Annotated in this window: 17 protein-coding genes and 2 pseudogenes; 8 read left to right on the top strand and 11 right to left on the bottom strand. The window is 64.3% G+C overall.

Annotated elements, in window-relative coordinates:
- Positions 1-8: 8 nt before the first annotated feature.
- From AC57B8_RS08960 to AC57B8_RS08950, 3 genes are read right to left on the bottom strand one after another with little or no spacing between them, the layout of a single operon-like run.
- Positions 9-377: a VirB3 family type IV secretion system protein gene (locus AC57B8_RS08960; protein ID WP_496479371.1), complete on the bottom strand. Its 369-nt coding sequence runs from the start codon at positions 375-377 to the stop codon at positions 9-11.
- A gap of 11 nt (positions 378-388) precedes the next feature.
- Entirely contained in the window at positions 389-718 is a 330-nt protein-coding gene (locus AC57B8_RS08955) for a TrbC/VirB2 family protein (RefSeq protein WP_496479370.1), read from the bottom strand.
- Positions 715-1,278, bottom strand: a complete 564-nt coding sequence (locus AC57B8_RS08950; protein ID WP_496479369.1) for a hypothetical protein — start codon at positions 1,276-1,278, stop codon at positions 715-717. Before AC57B8_RS08950 ends, AC57B8_RS08955 begins: the two co-directional genes overlap by 4 nt.
- A 240-nt stretch (positions 1,279-1,518) precedes the next feature.
- On the opposite strand from AC57B8_RS08950, the gene AC57B8_RS08945 reads away from it, so the two are divergent.
- Together AC57B8_RS08945 and AC57B8_RS08940 are read left to right on the top strand one after the other, a co-directional pair.
- Positions 1,519-2,307, top strand: coding sequence for a ParA family protein (locus AC57B8_RS08945; RefSeq protein WP_496479368.1), 789 nt, complete (start codon positions 1,519-1,521; stop codon positions 2,305-2,307).
- On the top strand, positions 2,304-3,203 hold the full coding sequence (locus AC57B8_RS08940) for a ParB/RepB/Spo0J family partition protein (RefSeq protein WP_496479367.1): 900 nt from the start codon (positions 2,304-2,306) through the stop codon (positions 3,201-3,203). The genes AC57B8_RS08945 and AC57B8_RS08940 overlap by 4 nt, the downstream gene beginning before the upstream one ends.
- 106 nt (positions 3,204-3,309) lie before the next feature.
- Here the strand turns inward: AC57B8_RS08940 and AC57B8_RS08935 are convergent, their stop codons facing one another.
- Entirely contained in the window at positions 3,310-4,287 is a 978-nt protein-coding gene (locus tag AC57B8_RS08935) for a GlxA family transcriptional regulator (protein ID WP_496479366.1), read from the bottom strand.
- A gap of 328 nt (positions 4,288-4,615) precedes the next feature.
- Here AC57B8_RS08935 and AC57B8_RS08930 point away from each other — a divergent pair, with 328 nt between their 5' ends.
- Positions 4,616-5,326 (top strand): autoinducer binding domain-containing protein, encoded by a 711-nt coding sequence (locus AC57B8_RS08930; RefSeq protein ID WP_496479365.1) that lies wholly within the window; start codon positions 4,616-4,618, stop codon positions 5,324-5,326.
- Positions 5,327-5,366: 40 nt separating this feature from the next.
- On the opposite strand, the gene AC57B8_RS08925 is transcribed toward AC57B8_RS08930, so the two are convergent.
- From AC57B8_RS08925 to AC57B8_RS08910, 4 genes are all read right to left on the bottom strand, one after another.
- On the bottom strand, positions 5,367-5,963 hold the full coding sequence (locus tag AC57B8_RS08925) for an acyl-homoserine-lactone synthase (RefSeq protein ID WP_496479364.1): 597 nt from the start codon (positions 5,961-5,963) through the stop codon (positions 5,367-5,369).
- A 242-nt stretch (positions 5,964-6,205) separates the two neighbouring features.
- A complete protein-coding gene (locus tag AC57B8_RS08920) occupies positions 6,206-7,066 on the bottom strand; it encodes a DMT family transporter (protein ID WP_496479363.1) in 861 nt (286 codons plus the stop codon).
- Positions 7,059-9,269 carry an aminodeoxychorismate synthase component I gene (gene pabB / locus AC57B8_RS08915; protein WP_496479362.1) on the bottom strand — a complete coding sequence of 737 codons (2,211 nt, stop codon included), beginning with the start codon at positions 9,267-9,269 and terminating at the stop codon, positions 7,059-7,061. Before pabB ends, AC57B8_RS08920 begins: the two co-directional genes overlap by 8 nt.
- Before the next feature lie 453 nt (positions 9,270-9,722).
- Positions 9,723-10,763, bottom strand: coding sequence for a tyrosine-type recombinase/integrase (locus tag AC57B8_RS08910; RefSeq protein WP_496479361.1), 1,041 nt, complete (start codon positions 10,761-10,763; stop codon positions 9,723-9,725).
- A gap of 246 nt (positions 10,764-11,009) precedes the next feature.
- Between AC57B8_RS08910 and AC57B8_RS08905 the strand changes: the two are divergent.
- Positions 11,010-11,293: pseudogene (locus AC57B8_RS08905) on the top strand (IS5/IS1182 family transposase); the annotation flags it as partial.
- Between the two features lie 656 nt (positions 11,294-11,949).
- On the opposite strand, the gene AC57B8_RS08900 reads toward AC57B8_RS08905, so the two are convergent.
- A complete protein-coding gene (locus AC57B8_RS08900) occupies positions 11,950-12,189 on the bottom strand; it encodes an H-NS family nucleoid-associated regulatory protein (protein ID WP_496479360.1) in 240 nt (79 codons plus the stop codon).
- 70 nt (positions 12,190-12,259) lie between these two features.
- Between AC57B8_RS08900 and AC57B8_RS08895 the strand changes: the two are divergent.
- A pseudogene (locus AC57B8_RS08895) lies at positions 12,260-12,502 on the top strand (transposase); the annotation flags it as partial.
- Positions 12,503-12,506: 4 nt separating this feature from the next.
- Entirely contained in the window at positions 12,507-12,779 is a 273-nt protein-coding gene (locus AC57B8_RS08890) for a helix-turn-helix domain-containing protein (RefSeq protein WP_496479359.1), read from the top strand.
- Positions 12,780-13,194: 415 nt separating this feature from the next.
- Here AC57B8_RS08890 and AC57B8_RS08885 read toward each other — a convergent pair whose 3' ends face one another.
- Complete coding sequence (locus AC57B8_RS08885; protein WP_496479358.1) at positions 13,195-13,998, bottom strand: IclR family transcriptional regulator; 804 nt, start codon at positions 13,996-13,998, stop codon at positions 13,195-13,197.
- 142 nt (positions 13,999-14,140) lie between these two features.
- A complete protein-coding gene (locus AC57B8_RS08880; RefSeq protein WP_496479481.1) occupies positions 14,141-16,255 on the bottom strand; it encodes an acetate--CoA ligase family protein in 2,115 nt (704 codons plus the stop codon).
- A 144-nt stretch (positions 16,256-16,399) separates the two neighbouring features.
- Between AC57B8_RS08880 and AC57B8_RS08875 the strand changes: the two genes are divergently transcribed.
- Together AC57B8_RS08875 and AC57B8_RS08870 are read left to right on the top strand one after the other, a co-directional pair.
- Positions 16,400-17,548 carry an acyl-CoA dehydrogenase family protein gene (locus tag AC57B8_RS08875; protein ID WP_496479357.1) on the top strand — a complete coding sequence of 383 codons (1,149 nt, stop codon included), beginning with the start codon at positions 16,400-16,402 and terminating at the stop codon, positions 17,546-17,548.
- 12 nt (positions 17,549-17,560) lie between these two features.
- The gene (locus tag AC57B8_RS08870) at positions 17,561-18,712 is read left to right on the top strand and encodes a thiolase family protein (RefSeq protein ID WP_496479356.1); all 1,152 of its coding nucleotides are present in this window, start codon (positions 17,561-17,563) and stop codon (positions 18,710-18,712) included.

The raw sequence follows: 18,712 nt of genomic DNA, 5'->3' as shown, positions 1-18,712 counted from the left end.
ATCCCGCGTCAGACCACCGCCGCGGGCACGGCCCGCATGCGGCGACGCCCCCGCCAATCGGGCATGCCTAGCGCCAAGGGGCTGTAAGAGTTCGCACGCCAGAACCGCAGGTTGCCGCCAAGCATGGCCGGTAGGCGCGTGCGGCCCCACAGTTGCAACAGATCGAAGAAGCGCGGCTCGTACAGGCAGACCAGGTAGAGCACGCCGTGAATCGGCACGAAGGCCAGCAGCCAGGCGAGGCTCTTGGTGACGATGAACGATTCGGTCGTGATGACGATGTTGAACATCATGGCCGAGTAGGTGACGCCCCAGACCATCGGGGGCCGTGTCATGCCGACGAACAGAGGATCCGCGGCGATGCCCTGGTTGCGACTCATGGACCGCTCCCTCAGACCCCGAACAGGCCCCGGATCCAGGACACGATCTGGGGGCCGCCGAAGACCAGCACGGTGCCGATCACGACGGCGACCATCCACCACCAGCTCAGGCGGCCGAACCAAGCCATGGCGCCGGAGACCATCACGGCGACCGCCGCCAGTGGCGTCAGGATAGCGACGAGTTGTTGCTGCGTCGCGTTGGCGCCAGTCGCGAACGGGCTTCCTGCCCAGGCGACTTCGGCAGGGGTGGTGGCGAGCAGGACGATGAGCAGGCATCCGATCCATTTCGTACGGACACCGACTTGCGCAGCGGATCGGATGTGGATTGGGCATGCGGTCATGGCGTTGCTCCGGTCACCGAGGAAGATCCCGCGGGCCCTTTCCCGGGCGGGGGCGCGAGAGAACGTGAAGCAGGCGGTTCAACGCGCCGACTGCGGCCGTAGACGTCCCACCAGGGCGCCTGCGCCGCGCGCTTGCTGGCGGAAGGGCTCTTGGCGACCTGCACGGCCGTGGGCTTGACCGTCGTGGGTTGGGTGGAGGCATGAGCGGCGAAAGCGATCTCTCGTTGAATGGCTGCGATATCGCCGAGCGTACGTACGTGCTGTTCTTCAGCCTCGGTCGCTGCCTTCTGGTCGGATGCGGCGAGGCGCTCGGCCTTGCGCCGCATGAGATCTTCCAATTGCGCTTGCGACTTCTTGAGCTCTTCGCGAAGGATCGCGATGCGGTCGTGATCGCGAGTCGCCTGCTGCTGTGGATTGACGACCTGCGATGCGTCGGGCTGCGCCTGCGCCCACAGGGTGCGCGCGTGTGCCATCCAGCCGGCGACAACAAGAACGGAAAGCCAGGCTGTGCGTCGACCTTCATCGGCCGCATGCCTGCGCTGAACATGGGTTGCTTGCATGGGGTGCAATGTCCACCTGTGCCCCTGCGTGTGTCGACTATTGTTTTTGACAGTGGTATTGCAATGCGCGGGGCGGCGATATTTCGCGAGCGGCACAACAAGGCGGTTTCATCACAGGCCAGTTTGGCGTTGCCCCCGTGTGGGGGACAGTTGTGTCGCATGTTTCAGCGGCAGCGCACGAAGCGCCGTTCGAGGTGCAACGGATTCGCATCTCCCGCGTCGAGGCCTGAGGAGCAAGTCATGGGCAACGTGGTCATCTTCGGCAACCAGAAAGGTGGCGTCGGGAAGTCGACGCTGGCGGTGCTGTACGCATGGTGGCTGGCCGATGTGCGACACCAGTCGGTGTGCCTGATCGATCTCGACGCGCAGGCGAACAGCTCGAAATCGCTGCGCCGGTCCTCGGTGATCGCCGAGGCGGTGGAACTGTTCGGTCAGGACGTGGGCCCGTTTGTTCCGTCGCGCGGGCAGACCATTGCGTTGGTGCCAGGCAGCAAAAAGATGGCCGATGTCGAACTCGCGAGGGCGGACGCGGTGATCCCCGCATTCCGCAGGAACGTGATGCGCTTGGCACAGGATTTCGACGCGGTCGTCATCGACACGCCACCGGCGCTGGGCTTGCGCATGAGCGCGGCGCTGATGGTCGGCGATGCCGTGGTCTGCCCGATCGAACTGGAGGAGTACAGCATCGATGGTGTCGCCGACATGCTCAGAACCATCTTCGGCGTCAGACGGCGCTACAACTCGCAACTGCGACTGGCGGCCATCGTGTTGAACCGGTTCAATCCGCATTCGTTGCGGCAGAAGGCCGCGATACAGGAACTGGCCTTGAACTTCCGGGAGTTCGTGATACCGGCACGGATCTCGACCCGCTCGGCCATTCCCGAGGCGCTGGCTGCAGGCGTGCCGGTGTGGCGATTGCCCAAGAGCGCGGCGCGCGAGGCGAGCCTTGAGGTGATGCGGGTGTTCGAGTTGCTGCAGCAACGCATCGACGCTTCGAGCGATCCGGTGCCTGCGGATGCGCAACCATGAATGTGCCCGAGCGGCTCGACCTGAGCGTGCTGTCGCAGTTCAGGGCGGCGGATCTGCTCGCGGGCGATGCTGTCCGTCCGGTTCCCAGCACACCGATGCAGGTGGAGCTCGAGCGCATCGACTTCGACCCCTACCAGCCGCGCCGTCGCATCCGGGGCGAACGCATCGAGGAACTCGCCGAATCGATCCGCGAGCATGGCGTGCTGGAGCCGGTATCGCTGCGATGTCATCCCGAGCACGCGGACCGGTACACCGTCAACCGCGGCGAGCGCAGGGTGCGCGCCGCGCGTCTGGCGGGCCTGGCCGCCGTTCCGGCGTTCGTCGACCAGCGGGTCGATCCTTTCGCGCAGGCGGCGGAGAACCTGCACCGCGAGGACATGTCGCCGTTCGATCTGGCCGCCTTCATCGCCGAGCGGGAAGGGGAGGGCCATTCGCGTGCCGAGATCGCACGGCGGCTAGGCAAACCGCGTTCCTTCATCACCGAGGCTGCGCGGCTCAGTGACGCACCGCCGCAATTGCGCCAGGCGGTGGAGGACGGGCGGGTCGGCGAGGATGTGCGGGTGCTCTATCACTTGGTGGCAGTCGCACGTGATCGCCCGCACGAACTCGAGGAACTGCTCGCAAGAGGTGACCCGATCGGGCGTGCCCAGACCAAGCGTCGCCCGCAATCGCCCGAGCCTGTTGGCGGCTCGGAGCGAGTGGCGCCCGGCAGTGAGATGCCCAGGGTCATCAGCGGCGGCCGCACGGTGCTGGTGGTGGAGCATGAGGGCCGGCGCGGGTCATTGCGCATCAAGGCGAATGACGGCAACGTTGGCGAGGTCCGCTTCGGAGACGGCACGCGTGCCTTGCTGCCGCTGGCAGACTTGCGGCTGGTGTGTTGGGCCACGCAAGACTAGCGGTGCGGGTGTTGCCCGGCCAGGCCTTGGCGTGCGATGTGTGTGCGCGTCGCGGCTGGCGGCCTGGCAAATGGGGCTGCGCTGTTGGGCCTGGCGAGACATCCTTCTAGGCCGCGCCCGCATCTTTCATCGTCGCGTGGCGGCGCCGGTATTCGCGCGGCGTCATCTGCAGGTCGCGAACGAAGGCTCTTCGCATCACTTCCGGGGAACCGTAGCCGCACTGCGCAGCGATGGTCTTGAGAGGGCGTGTGCTTGTCTCGAGCCTGCGGCAGGCGCAGTCCAGGCGGATCTGCTGCAAGCCACGTCCCGGCGAAAGCCCCGTCGTGCGTTCGTAGAAGCGTGCGAAAGAGCGCGTGGACATGTGGACCTCCTGCGCCAGTCGGGCGACGCCGAGTTGCTCGTGCAGATGGGTCGCGATCCAACGATGCAGGACGGTGATCCGCGCGTCAGGAGCGGGCGGGTCGATCGGACGGCGGCTGCGGCGCGGCATGCCGTAGCGATGGCCGCGCGGCCGGGGCAGGTGTGAGGCAAGCGCGTTCGCAAACACGGTGCCCCGGTCTTCCTCGATCCACGACAGCGCCAGGTCGATGCCCTGGCCCGGTTCGACGACGCGCCAGTCGCGCGTTTTCGTGCAGGCCTTGAACAGGGCTGGTCCCGGCCTGTCGTGGTGCGGTGCCTGCGGTGCCGCACGCCCTCGCCGGTGCACAACGTGGACCTGTGGCGCCCGCGGCAGCAATGCCTCGGCGCCCTGCACGGCGCAGCGGCTCAGATGCCTCCGGTTGTCGCACAGCCATTCGCGCAGCCGTCGCAAGCCTGTCGGTCCAGCCGAGGTCGGATCGGGTTCGCCGCTGATGAAGAGGGTGCTCGGACGACCAACGAGATCGCGCGGCATGGCGCTCGTTGACAGCGCCACGCCGCTGGAACTCAGGACGGAGCCTCCCGCTGCAGAGGCCAGCCGGACGTCATAGCCGGCGATTCTTTTGCGTGCCCCGCGCGAGGCATTGACGGCCTTGAAGACGGCGCGCAGGTCCATGACATCGACAAGAAGGAATCCGGGGAGTAGCAGGAGCCAGACCTTGTGCATCGTGAGGAGCCAACGTGTTGGGGACTCATCCGCAACCTCCCGGACCTGTGCCGAACTGCGCCAGTGCGCACGACGCCGAGGTTCGCGAGATTGGCAGAAATGATGGTGAATTTTGCCTCCGAGCTCGGCGAGGCGCTCCTAGACTGTCACACCCTCGCCTCAATCACGCGCTGGCGGACACCAGGCGCATGCAGTTGGCTGGCGCAACGCCGGTCGGTTCAGGGAGCTGGCGCTTCGCAAGCCGACGAGTCTGCGCGGCGCCGCTGCGGCAGCGGCGAGCGCGCTCGCGACGAAGGTGAGGGGTGCCGACGACCCAGGAAGCGCACCTATGAACGAGTGGACCCAAGATGTTCTCGATCGGTTGAGCGAGGCAAGCGAGCCATCCGATGTGCTCGCGCAGATCAGCGTGGCAACCAGGCACCTCGGTTTCGAGCACTGCGCCTACGGGCTGCGCACCCTCGTGCCCTTCACCCGACCCAAGACTTTGATGCTCAGCACCTACGATGAGCGATGGAGCCACCGGTACATCAATGCGGGATATCTTCAGGTCGATCCCACGGTCGCCCACGCAGTGCACAGCGGGGCGCCCTTGATCTGGAGCAATGAAGTCTTCCGGGACGCGCCGCAGATGTGGGACGAGGCGCGCTCGTTCGGCCTGTGCGTCGGCTGGGCGCAATCGGTCTTCGAGCCCGACGCGCGGGTCGGCATGCTCTCGCTTGCCAGGTCGGGCGAACCGCTGACGGTCGCGGAGATTCTCGCCAAGGACCCCTTGCTCCAGTGGCTGGTGCATACCGCCCACCGCGCGTTCTGCCGCCTGCTGGGAGGCAGCCCGCTGGAGGGGCTCGAACCGCTGACGAGACGGCAGGTGGAGGTGCTGTGCTGGACGGGGGACGGCAAGACGAGTGACGAGATCGCGTCCATCCTCTGCATCTCGAAACCCACAGTCGATTTTCATCTGAGGAATGCAATGGCCAGATTGGGCGCCCCCACCAAGAGTTCGGCCGCGGCGTTCGCTTCACGTCTCGGGCTCCTGAACTGAGTGGGCGACTCCGCGTCGAGCCCGCCGGTCGGCCAGTGACTCAACCGATCGCGTCGGCGTGGCGGTCCCGGTGCGGGCACCAGTTCCTGTCCACGTCGATGAGGCAGGCGAACAGATGCTGGCCTTCGACCAGTACCGGCGGCGCGACGCGGTGCGCAGACAGGCCCGCACGGCGCAGGATGCGCTCGATGCCCAGTGGTGAGACACAGATGAGGCGCTGCCCGCCCTTGTCGGCGACGGTCCGCATCGCGACGCTCAGCATGTCCAGCGCGAGCGACCATCCATGCGGATCCTCGTCCATCCCGAGTCGCGCCCCTTCGGCTGCGGCGAAGCGCGACAGTTCCCAGATGTCGGGGGAGCACGGGGCAGGACTGTCGCCAAGCAGTTGGGGGAAGACACTGGCGAGCAGATAGGGCTGGTGCGTGGGCAACAGGCGACTGGTGCCGACGATCTCGCCGTCCGGATTGCGCGCGATCAGATAGATCGTGTCCTTCCGGTCGAATTCGTCCAGTTCCAGCCGGCCGCGCGTATCGAGTTTCCAGCCCAGTTTCTCGACGAAAACCTCGTGCCGGTAGCGTGCCATGTCGAACAGCACGTCCGCCGTGAAAGAGTCGACCGTTCCCGCAATGATCTCCATAGGTCACCTCGTTGAATGAGCTCGCATTACAGCTTGATGACGGGAACGTGGACACTGTCAGAGTTGATAGGGCAGCGTCGCGTCGCGACGAGCTTTCCCTCGAAGGCACGCGCGTGTGCGTGTGCTGCAAAAAAAGCGCGTCGGCCGCGTGCGGAATCGCGCTCGGGAGAGCCGCGACACGCGGCCGCTTCCCGCCTCGAGCCGAAGGCCGCTGTGCACGGGCGGGAAGGCCTTTTTACATACTACCGCCGCGCGGTCCAGACGGTGAAGGCGCCGGCCGCGACGATCAGGAGCACGCCGATGGCGGCCTGGGGCCGAGGCATGTCGCCCCAGATTGCATACCCCAGCAGCAAGGCCCAGACGATCAGGCTGTAGCGAAAAGGCGTGACCACCGAGAGATCGACGCCGCGGCAGGCCACGATGAGTGCGTAGTTGCCCAGCGCCGCACAGCCCGCAGCCGCCGCGAGCACACCGAGTTCTTGCCGCGTGAGCGGCGCCCATCGTTCCATGAGGCCCAGGAGAAGGCCCGCCACGCATACGGCGAGCGTGGTCGCGACCGCGATGGTCGATGAGGGGATCGTGACCGGGATGCGTCGCGTCACGAGGTCGCGCGCGGCCAGCGAGGCGGCGCACAGCAGCGCACAGGCAAGGCCCGCCGCAGGGACATCGGGACGCGCGGACGGCTGGATCACCAGCAACACGCCGGCGAATCCCGCGGCAGTCGCAAGCAGCCGGCCACCGCGCCATGGCTCCCAGCGCAACGCCATCGCAGTGGCGGCAATCATCAGCGGCGCAGTCATCATGAGCGTGCTGACCGTGGCCAGCGGTGCCAGCGACAGGGCGACCACGGAGGCGAGGGCGGTCGTGACCTCGAGGCCGCAGCGCGCGCCGATGAGCGGACGCAGTGCCGTTCGCCAGCCGGCGCGTGTTCCTCGCCCGATGGCCAGGACGAAGATGGTGGCGAAGGCACCGCGGATTGCAAGGACCTGTCCGGGCGGCAAACTCTGCGCGGCCAGCTTCACGAAGACATCGTTGAGCACGTAGCAGCCCATGGCCACCAGCATGAGCATGATCCCGCGGCGATTGGCCTGCGCACTAGCCATTGCCGTTCCCAGCGTCAGGTGGGATCGGGCGGGTCTGCGAGGCCGTGTGCAAGGCCGAATGAGCGGGCGGTTGCCCAGGAAGCACCGCAGCGGCCGGATCGCTCGCAGCATCTGCATCGGGTGCCGTTCCCGGCCACTGACCGAGCGGTGCGCCGCACCGGCGCAGCACCTCCCACAGCGCCTGCGCCTTCAGTACGATCTCTTCGACTTCGGCCTCGGGGTCGGACATGGCGACGATGGCACCGCCGGCGCCGATGGAGACCCGGCCGTTGGCCGACACAAGGGTGCGGATCACGATGTTCAGCTGGGCCGCCCCGTTGAGCGACAGATAGCCGATGCTGCCCGAGTAGATGCCACGAGCCGCCTCCTCCAGTTCGTCGAGGATCTTCATCGTGCGCACCTTGGGCGCCCCGGTCATGGAGCCGCCGGGAAAGGCCGCTCGCACGCAGTCGACCGCCCCGAGGTCCGCGCGCAGCCGGCCCCGGATGGTGCTGACCAACTGGTGCACGGTGGCATAAGTCTCGACCGCGAACAGGCTCGGCACGTGAACGCTGTCGACCTCGCACACCCGGTTCAGATCGTTGCGCAGCAGGTCGACGATCATCAGATTCTCCGCGCGCGTCTTCTCGTCGGTGACCAAGGCGTGCGCGATCGCCTCATCCTCGTCCGGCGTCGCGCCGCGCGCTGCAGTCCCCTTGATGGGTTTCGATTCCACATCCCCGTCGCTGGAAATGCGCAGGAAGAGTTCGGGCGAGGCGCACAGCACGGCATAGCCGCCGATGCGCAGGTAGGCTGCATAGGGCGCGGGGTTGTGCCTGCGCAGGACCCGATAGATCTCCAGCGCTCGGATGCGTCCTTCACCGACCAATTGGTTCGTGAGGCAGACCTCGTAGGTCTCGCCCTGCAGGATCTCGTGCTGGCAGCGAAGGATGAGTTCGCGATAGCTGGCCAGGTCCACCCGCCAGGCCAGCGAATGCAGATCGCGGGCCGCATCTGCACTGTTGTCCGGGACAGACGATGGTGGGTCTTCCAGGCGCTCGCGCATGGCCTGCATCCAGCGGCGATTCTCGTTGCACGGTGTGGCCTCATCCAGGCAGACGATCCAGACCTGCTGCTCGGCATGATCGAAGGCGAGGAAGCGGTCGGCGAGGATCCACATGGCGTCCGGGGTGTCGGCGTCGTGCGCGCGCGCGCCCTCGAGCTCGCGCTTGAGTTCGTAACCGAAATAACCCACGAAGCCGCAGGCGAAGTCGAACGGAAGCTCCGGGCCCGCCGGCCGCTGGCCCGGGAGGTGATCGCGCAAGTAGTCGAAGATGCTCTCGTCGCGCACCTGAACCACATCGCCCCGACGCACCATCAATTCGCGCGGCGCGGTGCGATAGTTCAGTACCTGGGTGCGCGGGCCGCTCGCATCGCCCATGAAGGAGAAGCGTGCGCGCCCGGTTTCGGTGAGGCTGCTGTCCAGCCAGAAAGCGCAGTCGCTGTGGGCGAACGTGTGCATGAACACGGCCTCGGCATCGACGGCGGTGTCGATGCACGCCGCATGCAGCATCAACGCCTGCGGACCTTCAAGGTGCAATGAGGGTGCGAAGCTGTCTCGTGCCTCGCGCCGCGGCGCCTGCGCGAGCCATTCCAGCGTCAGGTCCCTGAAGTTGCGCAGCAGCCGTGCACCGAATTCGGTGCAGATCGACTCCGGATGGAACTGCACCCCCCACCAGGGCAATGAGAGATGACGCAATCCCATCAACGTCCCGTCAGAGGTCCAGGCGAGCGGTTCCAGGGATGAGGGCAACTGGGTGACCGCGAGGGAGTGATAGCGCACCGCCTCGAACCGATCCGGAATGCCGGCGAAGAGATCGCGCTGGGTGTGCGAAACACGGTCCAGGCGTCCATGCATCGGCCGCACTGCCAGGTCGACCCGGGCCCCGCAGTGGTGGGCGATGGCCTGGTGGCCCAGGCAGACGCCGAGCACTGGCTTGCGGGAACGCTGCAGCGCGTCCGCCGAGATGCCGAGGTCGGCGCGTCGCTGAGGACGTCCGGGGCCCGGCGAGATCACGATGTTGTCGAAGTGCAGGCGCTCGACCTCGTCCCAGTACATCTCGTTGTTGCGCAGGACAATCGGTGGTTCGCCGTTGCAGGCCGCGAGGTACTGGTAGAGGTTGTAGGTGAACGAGTCGTAGTTGTCGATCAAGAGCGTGCGCATGGGGAGGCTCCTTGGCGGATGGCAGGCCTGTGCATCGTTGAAGAATTGGAGGGGTGTTGCCACTGCGCAATGTGCTAGTTGCACAGCTGGGCATCGCACCAACGGCGTTCCACGACGCGCATGTTCCGGTGTCCTCCCTTCGACACCGATCCTTTCGCTGTCTTCCGATGTCGTCGCGACGAGCGGTATTGCCGCCGCGGTCTGATGTGCTTTTCTCAGTTGACGAACCGAGAATTCACCGCTGATCAGCAGCCATGGGTCCTGCTTTCAAGTCGGCGCGTGCCGACAGCAGCAGCGCAATCACAACCGAGATGCCGCGGGGTTTGCGCCTCTCGATTAATCGCCGATGTGTCGCGGTCTGGTCGGCAGACACGCCGCGCGGCTTTTCGATCCTGAGTCAGCGAAAAAGCAAACGCGCTTTTGAAAAGCGCAGCTCGCTTGGCAAGCGCTGCATCAGACGACTTCGATGGCCCTCGGCAGTACCCGTTCGTAGCGTTTCATTTCGGCTGCTTCGACGCCCAACCATCGGGCCACCTGTTCAGGGGGTGTCCCGCGGCGCAGCTGGCGCACCGCGAACGTGTGCCGCAGTCTGAATGAGCCGCCCTCGCGAGATTCGACGCCGGCCTCCTCGAGCACTCGCCGTGCACACAGGTACTGCGACGCGTGCAGCCACTGCTTGCCCGTTCGCGTTGAGGGGAACAGAAACTCGCCTGCGATGCGTGCTTCCTTGCGCACGTCGAGCCAGTGCTGGAGCAGTTCGGCTGCCCAGGGCGCAATCGGCGTCTCGCGCGGCTGAGAGGTCCCATTGCCTGGGACCTGCAGTTTCCAAGGGCGCTCACGGATGCGTCCTCCCTGGACAACCGGGGAATTGAGCGGCAGTGCACGCACGTCGCCGGGCGTCAGCCCTGCGCCCAGTTGCAGCGCCACGGATGCCCGATTCCTTACTTCCTGCCACGGCATGGGCGGCAGGGCATCGCGGTTTCGGCCCGGACGTGGTCGTGCCGCAGAGAGATAGGCGATCAGCTGCCGGGCTTCCACGACAAGCAGGTACTCGGGCAGGGGGTCCTGACGCGCAGCATCGGCATACCGGACTTCGGGATTGGCCGCGATCCAGTCGGCCGCGGCCGTGTTGGGTTTCCCGTCGGTGCGCGCCGCGTGATGCCGCAGCACCCGATCGATCAGGCGCATGAGTCGCAATGCATACCGCGGCGAGAGCGACAGGTCCGAAGTCTTGCGGCCGAAGCGGGCGGCCTGAAAGGTTTGCAGGTCGGCCAAGACCAGGGTGTCCAGCGTGACGGTAGGCGCCTGGCTCAGGCACCAGTTGGAAAAGCTGTCCCACATGGCCTGGTAGACCTCCGCGGCACCTGGGCGGCGAAGCGATCCCACGCGTTGCTGATTCGCCAGCCAGGCGGCAAACGCCTCTCGAAATGCGGTCACATGGCCACCGCTGGGCACGTCGTCGAACAGGGACAGGGTGGAGGTGGGTGTTCGCATCATCGAAATTAAACTAACGGCAAGCGACTGGATTCTTGCAGACTTGCGTGTTCGGAGGTGTTTGTCGGAGTTAGTTGTCGGTTTGCCGTTAGTTTAATTTCGGTCGGAGGACGAGTCGACCTCTGTCGTGGGCCGAATAGGCAGCTGAGGAGCTGGGTCTCTGCACATCGCAAAATCCGCGTACGCTCAGATTTGAGCGAGCTAAATGATGATGGACCGCGCGTCCAAGCGAGCGAATGGCGCGGCCGCGCGCTGCAGGCCAGCGATCTGGCCGAGGACATCTTCAAGCAGGTCAACGCCCACCTGGACAGGAAGGGGCTGCTCCTGAAGCGCGGTTCGCGGATGCAACCATCATCGCCGCGCCCGGTTCTACCAAGAACAGCGCGGGCGAATGAGACCCCGGGATGCACCAGACGAAGAAGGGCAACCAATGGGACTTCGGCATGGAAGCGCACATCGCGGTGGATGCCGAGTGGATTGGTGCATACGTGACAGCGACGGCCGCCAACGAAGCGGACGTGGAACAGCTAGCTAGCTGACTTGCTGCACGGCAAGGCCCTCCTCTGTTGGGCCGCTCAAGTCAGCCACCTCAAGCATGAGATCCAGACGACAGCGGAATGGACGCCGGCAACACAGCACCTGCGGCAGGATTACGCAATCATGGTTCGCGCAGGAAACGAGGTCTTCGGCGCAGAAACCCATTGGGTTGAGGAGCGAGATATTCCCGACGGCGACCCAACCTCCCCGCCACAATCAGGACCATGATCGATACAAAAACGCTGCCCGACGAGGAATTGGGAGCGCGGGCCATTGAATGGCGCCGACGAGCGCTTCAGGGCGATTTGCACGCCCGCGGTATAGCGCATCAACTGGAGACGGAGCTGCGGCGGCGCGTTGGTGCGCCTCATCTTGACTACGGCACCCTGGATCTGCGGCCACTTGAGCATCGACAGGGACGTCGGCGTTGGTGGAAGCCATGGTGACTTGCCAGCCGCGTAGGCATTCGGCGCCGGCCCTCTCTACTTCGCGCTCAACAACTCATCCGCGTCTGGCCCGTCAAGAACGCACAGCCTGCACCGTCGTTGGCTGCCGACGGGGAAACGGACACTGCTGCCGCCGCCGATCTACCCTTCTCCGCTCTGGCCGAGGGGAGATGGTGCTGGCATCGTACTGAAATCGACTTCTACTAGGCGAGCAGCTCGTCGGGAGTTTTGCCCGCTTCGAGTGCGGCCTTGAACCAAACGGGACGAGGACCTCGGCCGCTCCATACATTGCCCTGGTCGTCCTTGAACTTCGGCACATCAGTCACGCCGCTCGACTTCTTCGTCTTGCGCATCTGCATCTTCTTGCCATCGGCGTTCCTAGTTGCGCCAGTTCGAGCGGACGTCTTATCGACGCCAAGCTCGGCAGCAGTAAAGCCGTACACCGCAATTGCCTCCTTAGGCTGCTAACAAAACCATGTCATCGCCAGGCGCGAGCCATGCGTTTGACGAGCGATGGGCCGAATCAGAAACAAAGAAATCAGCGCGGCGCTGTACAAGAAGATTGCGCCATTGCTGCCCGTGGTGACGCCTTCTGCCAAGGGCGGGCGGCCGCGACTGAGCGACGCACAAGCCCTCAACGGCATCCTCTTCGTGCTGCGTACGGGCCTCCCCTAGGAAGAGCTTCCCCAGGAGTTGGGCTTTGGCAGCTGCATGACCTGCTGGAGGCGGCTTCGCGACTGGCAAGCTGCAGGGGTGGCCGATGAAGCAGCTCGCCGACATGGCGGCGATGTCGCACGCCACGTTCGTCCGTCAGTTCAAAGCCGTTGCCTCGATGACGCCAGGCGATTTCCTGCTACAGGTGCGGATGTCGCGCGCAGTCGAATTGCTCGAGCGCACGAAGCGCCCCCCCGCCGACATCAGCGCGGGCGTCGGCTATCAGTCGAAGGCCGCGTTCGCGAAATCCTTCAGGCGCGTGATGGGCGCGTCGCCGGCCGCGTTCCGCAAGATGCGCGCTGCCGCCGAACCTGGTTGACGAGGTATTGGCGATGAAGCTCGCGCGCGGCGACCGTGCAAACCCCGGCTGTGCCGCGCAGCGGCACAGCCGGGAGGCAGCGAAGTCACGCGTGGCCAAAGCTACGTCGCCAAGATCGGCAAGCACCATCCTCTTTGCCACCATCAAGCGCTTCGAGCTTGAGCTTCCCCCGATCGGATCGATACGAATCCCAGTGTGCTGACTGCTGCCGAGAGCTGAGCAAGGGTCAGAGATCGGCGGAATCCAAACAGACAAAAAAGTCGCGATGGTGCTTCTCGGGGCAGACTCACAGCCCATCTTGGAAGCCCAGTTCGAGCAGTCGACCCGCATCACCGCGGTGCCCTTCGGCTCCATTCTTCGTTTCGGAGCACTAGCAACTCAGCGTCGCCGTCGATGTAATCGAAGGGATGGCCCCTCATTCAGGCGTTGAATCCCACAGCTTTTGAACAGCACCGCCAGAGACGGCAATGGTGGCTTCGCGGCAGCGTTCGCGAAGGTCTTCGCACAGCACTTGCAACGATCTGGGCGAGAACTGGCTGCTGAAACCTACGGCACTTGCCGCCATCAGTGGACGGCTCTGAGGATCCAGGATGGGGGACGAGACCGTTACGACGCCTTTGACGTAGTTGCCGTGGTCGATGGCGTACCCCTTCCGGCGAACTTCTTCGACCTCACTCATATAGGTCTCAAAGCTGGGTCCATCATCCCAGCGCAATTCACTGACCTTGCTTCGTATTTCCGTGGGGCTCAAACCAGAATGTGCCGCCATGCAGCGGCCGAGCGCTGCGATGTACATGGGCAAGCGCTGACCGATGCTCATGTGAACCCGCATGGCCGAGCCGCTTTCTGCCAAGTCCACCAACACCACGCGGTCTTCGCGTGCGCGTTGCCACAATGTTGTTGTGATGTTGTGACGGGCGGCGAGTTCTTGGAGGTGGGGACGCATCATCCGCACATACGAGGCTTTTTCGAGGGAGCCTTTGGCCAACGCCACCAAGCCCAAGCCCATGCTGTAGGTCTTGGTGGACTCGTCGAATGTCACCAATCCTTCGTGCACCAGGGTTTTGAGCAGATTGAAGCAGGTACTGGCATTGAGGCTCAGGTCCTTGGCAATGCGCGTAACTCCAATGGGGCTAGCGGAGCTGGAGAGATAGCGCAAGATTTTGAGGCCGGAACTGAGCGCCCCCACTAGCTTTTCGGGGGGGGATGGAGCAGTCATGTTGAAGAGACGCCTGACATAAACTTTAAGGCCCCCAGATGCACTGAAGTAGTCGTCCAGTGATTCGATCCGGGGTTGAGTATGAGCAGGTCAAATTCTATCAACGGCGATGTGAATGCTCGCTGAGGCTATCGCCAGCGTTTCAACTCGCAGCCAGAGGCGTGATCAAGGCGTCTAGCGCCCAAACCTGATCGCCTCGAATGGCCAGCGGATTGATCTCCAACTCACGCAGCGGCTGTTCCAGGAACCACTCGCATAAGCCGGCAATGTGGCGTGCCAGTGCCGGCACGTCAGCGCCTGGCTTGCCTCGGAAGCCCTGCAGCAGTTTAAAGCAGCGCAAGCGGCTGAGCATCTGCGCGATGTCGTCTGCAGTGGCCGGCAGCAGCAGGTTGACCACGTCGGGATCCAGCTCGGCTTCGACACCACCGCGCGCCAAGGTAAGAACCGGGCCAAAGCGCGGATCGCGGCGCAAGCCCAACAGCAACTCATGGTCGAAAGGGAGCATCTGCTCAACCAGCACACCTTGGACGGGAATGGCCAGGTCGGCGCCCAGTTTTTGCAAACGATCGGCGGCTGTTTGCAGCGACTGGTCGTCCTGGATGCGCAGGGCCACTCCACCGGCATCGCTCTTGTGCAGCAGTTGGGCCGACTGAAGTTTGGCGACGACAGGGTAAGGCAGGCCCGGTGGTAGCGCATCGCCAGCTTTCAGCAGCCAACCTTTGGGCAGTTGTACGTTGTTTTGGCTGGTGAGCAACTGCTTGCCATCCCATTCCGACAGCGTTGGAAGCGCTTGGCCGTTGTCAATTACGGAGGGTGCTGCAGGGGCCTCGGCACGCTGAACGATTTGTGCGCGGGTACGCTGCATTTGCAAGCAGCACGCGATGGCTTGCGTGGCCTGGGGGATGTCCAGGAACACCGGAATGCCGGCAGCTTCCAGTGCCTGGATGCTGTTGTCCATGGCGCCGACCCAGATCACGATGATCGGGCAGTGCACGTGCTGCCGGGCTTGGGAGAGGGCCTGGACGAAGGCATCGGCAATGCTGTGCATCATGCCGATGAACAGCACGATGCCATGGATGTCCTTGTCGGTGGAAAGCGCCTGCATGGTGCGGGCAATCATGGGGGTGTCCTGCAGCACGTTGCCCGTGATGTCCAGCGGGTTGCTCGGGTGTACGAAGCTCGGCAGCACGGGGATCAGGGCTTGGGCGACCTCTGGCTTGAGATTTGGCAACTGCAAGCCCAGCGGTTCGCAGGCGTCCGCAATCAACACGCCAGCGCCACCGGAGACGGTCATGATGGCCAACTGATTGCCCTGCGGGACAGCATCGTGCAGCAGCAAGCGGGCTGCATCCATCATGGCGGTGAGGCTGGGCACGCGCAAAGCGCCGTACTGCAGCAAGCAAGCGTCATACAGGGCATCGTCGCCGGCCAATGCTCCCGTATGCGAAGCGGCGGCTGCCGCACCTGTGCTTGAGCTGCCGGCTTTGATCGCAATCACCGGCTTGCCAGCACGGGCCGCTCGTTCGAGTGCGACACGGAAGGCGTCGGTACGGCGGATGTCCTCGATGTAGAGACCGATCACCCGGGTGTTCGGGTCGCCGACCAGGAAGTCGATGGCCTCGGCAGCGTCGACGTCGCACTCGTTGCCGGTGGTGATCCACTGGCTGAAGCCAATGCCGCTTCGCAGCACGATGTCCATCCAATACGCACCCAGTGCACCGCTCTGACTGACGAACGAGAAACCGCCTTGCTGCATGGCATGGCTTTCCAGCGCCGTGGTGAAGGTAGCAAGCAGGCCAGAGCGGCTGTTGGCAATGCCCAGGCAGTTGGGGCCAACGATGGCAACGTCGTGCTCCTGCGCGAGCTGTGTGAGGCGTTGCTGCTGCGCGCGACCTGCTTCGTCGAGTTCGGCAAACCCTGACGAGAACACCACGAAAGCCTTGACGCCGGCAGCGATGCCCTCGCGAATGACGCCCTCTACGTGGGCGGCAGCGGTGCCCACGATGGCCAGGTCGATGGCCTGACCAATGGCCGCGATGCTGGGATAGCAGCGAAGACCTTGGACTTCCTGCCTTGCGGGATTGACGGGATAGATCGCCCCTTGGTACCCGCGCGCCAGCATGTATGCGATAGGGCGGCCTGCGATCTTGGTGGGGTCGCCGCTCGCTCCCACGACGGCCACGCTGCGTGCGTTGAGCAGTGCTTCCAACCGGTGCGGTCTAGCTGCGAGAGCGTCTTGCATCGAGTACTCTGTCATATGTTTATTCGCCATGGGAAATTATTAGCTATATGAAGAATTAAAGTACACGAGACAGGACGAATCATCGGGGTTTACACCTATCATCATTCTCAAATTAGAGAATATATTCGCAATACCGAATAACCGCGAACGGGTGGTCACATGAGTCTCAACTTCTCCTTTTCTCCTGAGCACGAAGCCGTGCGCGATACGGTGCGGCGCCTGTGCCGGGAAGAGCTGGCGCCGCTGGTCGAAGAAGCGGAAGAAAACGAACGCTTTCCCAAACATGTGTTCAAGCGCTGGGGCGAGTTGGGCTTGCTAGGGGTGCGGTATCCCGCTGCCGATGGCGGCAGTGATATGGACAAAGTCAGTGACTGCATCGTGCGCGAGGAGCTGAGCTACATGAGTCAGGCCTTCGCGACCAGTTGGTCCGCGCAGACGCACCTGTCCATATGGCCCATCTGGAAGATCGGCACCGAGAGCCAGAAGACCCGCTTTTTTCTCCCTGCGCTCAGCGGCGACAAGATTGCCGGCTTCGCTCTGAGCGAGCCCGACGGCGGCTCCAACATTCGTGCCATGAAGACCAAGGCGGAAAAGGTCGAGGGAGGTTGGAAGCTCAGTGGCAGCAAGCTGTACATCACCAATGCCCCCATCGCCGACTTCCTGATGGTGGCCGCTCGGACTTCGCCGGAACTCAAGTCTGACGCCATCAGCCTTTTCATCGTGGAGCTGCCGCACAAGGGCTTTGACATCCACAAGCTGCGTAAAGAGGGCATTCGCGGCTCTGAGACCGCGTTGATCCACATCGAGGACGCCTTCGTGCCCGATGACTGCCTGTTGGGCGAGTGCACCGGTACCTACCCGTTGCTCTTGGAGTGTCTGAGCGAAAACCGTGTGGGCGTGGCCGCCAACGCGCTGGGCATGGCTCGCGCCGCCTTCGATGCCGCAAAGGCATTTGCGGACGACCGTATCGTGGCGGGCAAGCGCATTGGCGACTACCAAGCCGTGGCTCACAAGTTGGCCGACATGGCCGCCGACATCGAGGCCGCGCGCTGGATGGTGTACTACGGCGCCTGGCTGGTCGACCAGAACCGCCTGGATGCCGCGACCGCCGCGAAGGTCAAGCTGATTGCCACCGAAACCGCACTGAGGGTCAGCGAGCAGGCCATCCGCATCCATGGCGGCGCCGGCATCATGCGCGAGTACCCGGTGGGTCGAATCCACCGCGATGCCTTTGTCTATGTGATCGGTGAAGGCACCAGCGACATCCAGCGCAACATCATTGCGCGCGACCTCGGCTTCAAGCCCTAAGGCGCGACCGCGATGACGATGAACGCATTCATCACGGGCGCCTACGACACCGCCGTGGGCGAGCTGCCGGGTAGCAGCTGCATGGGCCTGCACGCGGAAGCGGCGATTGGCGCAGTGGCCAATGCCGGCCTCGAGCTTTCGGACATTGATGGCGTGCTGTGCGCGTATTCCTTCACCGAGCCGCACCTGATGCTGGCGTCGGTGTTCTGTGAATATCTGGGCATTCACCCAGGTGCCTGCTTGGCCATACAGGCCGGCGGCGCCAGCGCCTGCATCATGGTGATGCAGGCTGCCGCCCTGGTTGCCAGTGGACAGTGCAACCACGTGCTTGTGGTGACCGGCGACAACCGCTTGACCGGGATGTCCCGCGATGGCGCTGTGGCCGCGCTGTCAGAAGTGGGGCACCCGCAGTTCGAGCGGCCGTTCGGCATCAGCGTGCCGGCCTCCTATGCCTTGGTGGCAAAGCACTACATGCACGAGTACGGCGTGACTTCCGAGCAGCTGGCCGCGATCGCGGTGGAGCACCGCCGCCATGCGGGCCGACATCCCAAGGCCCACAAGCGTGAAGCCATCACGGTGGAGCAAGTGCTGAGCTCGAAGATGATCGCGGACCCGCTGCACATGCTGGATTGCTGCCTGATCTCCGATGGCGGCGCGGCCCTGGTGGTCAGCAGCCGTGCGGCCGCACGCGACACTCGCGGCAAGGCGATCGAAATCCTGGGCGCCGGCCAGGGCCATACGCACGAGCACATCGTGGCCGCCCCCAGCCTGGTGGACTTCGGCTGCAAGAGTTCGTCAGCCACAGCCTTCGCGCGTGCTGGCGTGACGGCTCGCGACATCGATGTAGCGCAGATCTACGACTCCTTCACCATCACGCTGGCGGTGGAGTTGGAATCCATCGGATTCTTCGAGCGCGGCCAAGCTGGCATCGCGGCTGCGGCCGGTGAGTTGGGCCTTGGCGGCAAGCTGCCTTGCAACACGCATGGCGGCCTGATGTCCTATGCGCACTCAGGCGCTGCTGGTGGCATGTTCCACGTGGTAGAGGCGATGCACCAGTTGCGCGGCGCGGCCGATGTCCGACAGGTCGCGGATGCCAAGCTGGCTTTTGTGCACGGAGATGGCGGCATCTTGTCCGCCCACTGTTCTTTGGTCTTGGGGGGGTGA

The organism is Variovorax sp. BGA-UO-ETr-C22, assembly GCF_059567965.1.
The sequence above is the reverse complement of the archived record's forward strand: the minus strand, read 5'-3'. Positions and strand labels throughout refer to the sequence as shown.

Excerpts from the sequence above, each read along its gene's own strand:
- AC57B8_RS08960 (WP_496479371.1), bottom strand. The coding sequence starts at position 377 with ATGAGTCGCAACCAGGGCATCGCCGCGGATCCTCTGTTCGTCGGCATG.
- AC57B8_RS08925 (WP_496479364.1), bottom strand. The coding sequence starts at position 5,963 with ATGGAGATCATTGCGGGAACGGTCGACTCTTTCACGGCGGACGTGCTG.
- AC57B8_RS08920 (WP_496479363.1), bottom strand. The coding sequence starts at position 7,066 with ATGGCTAGTGCGCAGGCCAATCGCCGCGGGATCATGCTCATGCTGGTG.
- AC57B8_RS08945 (WP_496479368.1), top strand. The coding sequence starts at position 1,519 with ATGGGCAACGTGGTCATCTTCGGCAACCAGAAAGGTGGCGTCGGGAAG.
- AC57B8_RS08870 (WP_496479356.1), top strand. The coding sequence starts at position 17,561 with ATGACGATGAACGCATTCATCACGGGCGCCTACGACACCGCCGTGGGC.
- AC57B8_RS08880 (WP_496479481.1), bottom strand. The coding sequence starts at position 16,255 with ATGACAGAGTACTCGATGCAAGACGCTCTCGCAGCTAGACCGCACCGG.
- AC57B8_RS08890 (WP_496479359.1), top strand. The coding sequence starts at position 12,507 with ATGAAGCAGCTCGCCGACATGGCGGCGATGTCGCACGCCACGTTCGTC.
- AC57B8_RS08955 (WP_496479370.1), bottom strand. The coding sequence starts at position 718 with ATGACCGCATGCCCAATCCACATCCGATCCGCTGCGCAAGTCGGTGTC.
- pabB (WP_496479362.1), bottom strand. The coding sequence starts at position 9,269 with ATGCGCACGCTCTTGATCGACAACTACGACTCGTTCACCTACAACCTC.
- AC57B8_RS08950 (WP_496479369.1), bottom strand. The coding sequence starts at position 1,278 with ATGCAAGCAACCCATGTTCAGCGCAGGCATGCGGCCGATGAAGGTCGA.
- AC57B8_RS08940 (WP_496479367.1), top strand. The coding sequence starts at position 2,304 with ATGAATGTGCCCGAGCGGCTCGACCTGAGCGTGCTGTCGCAGTTCAGG.
- AC57B8_RS08910 (WP_496479361.1), bottom strand. The coding sequence starts at position 10,763 with ATGCGAACACCCACCTCCACCCTGTCCCTGTTCGACGACGTGCCCAGC.
- AC57B8_RS08935 (WP_496479366.1), bottom strand. The coding sequence starts at position 4,287 with ATGCACAAGGTCTGGCTCCTGCTACTCCCCGGATTCCTTCTTGTCGAT.
- AC57B8_RS08875 (WP_496479357.1), top strand. The coding sequence starts at position 16,400 with ATGAGTCTCAACTTCTCCTTTTCTCCTGAGCACGAAGCCGTGCGCGAT.
- AC57B8_RS08885 (WP_496479358.1), bottom strand. The coding sequence starts at position 13,998 with ATGACTGCTCCATCCCCCCCCGAAAAGCTAGTGGGGGCGCTCAGTTCC.
- AC57B8_RS08930 (WP_496479365.1), top strand. The coding sequence starts at position 4,616 with ATGAACGAGTGGACCCAAGATGTTCTCGATCGGTTGAGCGAGGCAAGC.